This is a genomic window from Nocardiopsis sp. TNDT3 (assembly GCF_003427465.1).
Classification (GTDB): Bacteria; Actinomycetota; Actinomycetes; order Streptosporangiales; family Streptosporangiaceae; genus Nocardiopsis; species Nocardiopsis dassonvillei.
Window position 1 is genome coordinate 1 of record NZ_QPFC01001396.1, and the last position, 1,270, is coordinate 1,270.

General features: G+C 71.3%; 2 protein-coding genes. One reads left to right on the plus strand and one right to left on the minus strand.

Features of this window, described 5'->3' with window-relative positions:
- Nucleotides 1-69 precede the first annotated feature (69 nt).
- Complete coding sequence (locus DQW06_RS28185) at nucleotides 70-900, minus strand: N-acetylmuramoyl-L-alanine amidase (protein WP_049800401.1); 831 nt, start codon at nucleotides 898-900, stop codon at nucleotides 70-72.
- 155 nt (nucleotides 901-1,055) lie between these two features.
- On the opposite strand from DQW06_RS28185, the gene DQW06_RS28190 reads away from it, so the two are divergent.
- On the plus strand, nucleotides 1,056-1,270 hold a 215-nt coding region (locus tag DQW06_RS28190; protein WP_304598569.1), incomplete at its 3' end, for an NAD(P)H-hydrate epimerase.

Sequence of the window (1,270 nt, forward strand, 5' to 3'; positions counted from 1 at the left end):
GGGGCCGGTTCCGGGGGCGGCGTCGGAGCGGGTCGGAGCGCGGAGCGCCCCGACCCGTCGGTGCTCCCCCTACGCCGGGGTGGCCTCCTCCGCGGGGGCCTCCGCCTTCGCGGCGCCCCCCGCCAGCGCGCGCTTGATGACGGCGGCCTCCACCTGGTCGACGGCGTGGGCGGTCATCTTGTCGCCGTACCCGGGCAGGGCGCGGCTGCCGACGTACTTGCGGGTCAGTCGCACGGCCTCGGCGGTGGCCTCCCCGTAGTCGCCGTCGACCCCGCCCGCGCCCAGGGTGTCGCCGAAGCCCGCCCGGGTGACCTTGAGCTGGAGGAGCTTGACCGCGTCCCCCGTACTGCCGATCGCGAGTCCGAGCATGTCGTTTACCTCCGTGATCTCCCCGGGGGGCTTTTCGAACGTGCCGTCGCGGACGAGGGCGTAGGCCTTGTCGCCCGGACACGAGGTGGAGACGAAGTCGCGGTGCCCGAGCACCGTTCCGGCGATCGAGGTGTCCGGTTCCATCAGCCACTGGCGGAGCGCGCGCACGGCGTTGATCTGCTCCGGGGTGATGGCGTCCGTGGGACCGGTTGCCAGGGTCACCGAGTAGTGGGAGGTGTTGCCCCCCGGCTGCGCGGCCTGGGTCTTGTACAGCCCCCGGCCTTCAATGACATATCCGTGCGAACAGGACATAAAGGAATATCCGACGTCGGCCCAGCCGCGGGAGGGGCCGGTGTGGAAGGAGCGGGTGTCGCGCCAGTACTTGAGGCAGGCCGAGTGGTCCTTCGCGGCCAGCCCCTGGTCGGTGCTGTCGTAGTGGATGACCAGTCCGGATCGGGGATTGGCCCGGGTCGCGGGCGAGGAACCCCATCCCAGATCGGACCGAGAGACGTATTTGCTCGGTCGAGGCATGCCCCCCATTGTGTCAAGTCGACACTCCGAAGGGTAGAGGGGCGATCACTTTGTGTAGAAAATTCCTTGTTGTCGGCCACCCGGTGTGGCGGAGTCCCCGTACCCGGAGCCCTCTGCGGCACGATGGTGGCCGACCCGAACCTGGGAGGTAACCCGTGCGCTCCGCACACACCGCCGACACCGTCCGCGAGGCCGAGCGCGCGCTCATGGCGCGCCTCCCCGAGGGGGCCCTCATGCGCAGGGCGGCCACCGCACTCGCCGCCGAGTGCGCGCGGCTGCTGCCCCGTGTGTACGGGGCACGGGTCGTCCTCATGGTCGGCGGCGGCGACAACGGGGGCGACGCGCTGTACGCGGGCGCCGCGCTGGCCGC

Excerpts from the sequence above, each read along its gene's own strand:
- DQW06_RS28185 (WP_049800401.1), bottom strand. The coding sequence starts at position 900 with ATGCCTCGACCGAGCAAATACGTCTCTCGGTCCGATCTGGGATGGGGT.